The organism is Streptomyces sp. SID13726 (assembly GCF_010548375.1).
In the GTDB taxonomy this organism is placed as follows: Bacteria; Actinomycetota; Actinomycetes; order Streptomycetales; family Streptomycetaceae; genus Streptomyces.
This window is the reverse complement of the sequence record NZ_JAAGLY010000652.1, coordinates 1-410: the sequence shown is the minus strand read 5'-3', so window position 1 is coordinate 410 and position 410 is coordinate 1. Positions and strand designations below refer to the sequence as shown.

Here is a 410-nt window from a genome sequence, read left to right as displayed (position 1 = left end):
CTGGTCTGGGCGATCCGGTTCGTCGACGACTTCGCGGAGGACATCCTCACGGCATGGGCCGAGCGATGCCGCCTGAGTGCACTCGCCGCCTCCAACACGTCGCGCCCCGGCAGCCTGGCCGCCCTCAGGGACTACCTGCTGCCTCTCGCACGATCCGGCGCCTTGATCCCCGCCTCCCAGGCTCGTGGCGAGACGGCACTGGCCACCTCCTATATCGCCGGCCTCACCGGCGCCAGCATCGACCAGGTCAGCCGGTTCAGAGACACTCACGGGCTCGCGCCCCTGGTCACAGCACGACCGGGCCCATGCCCTCTGGACGTTCCCGTCACGGGCCGGATCGAGGGCAAGCCCTGGCGCGAGCACATGAATTTCATCGAGGTCGCTGAACTGATGCGTCACCTCGGTACCGC

At 68.5% G+C, this 410-nt stretch carries 1 pseudogene; it reads left to right on the top strand.

The features are described 5' to 3' along the window. Positions 1-410, top strand: a pseudogene (locus G3I78_RS49605) (integrase); the annotation flags it as partial.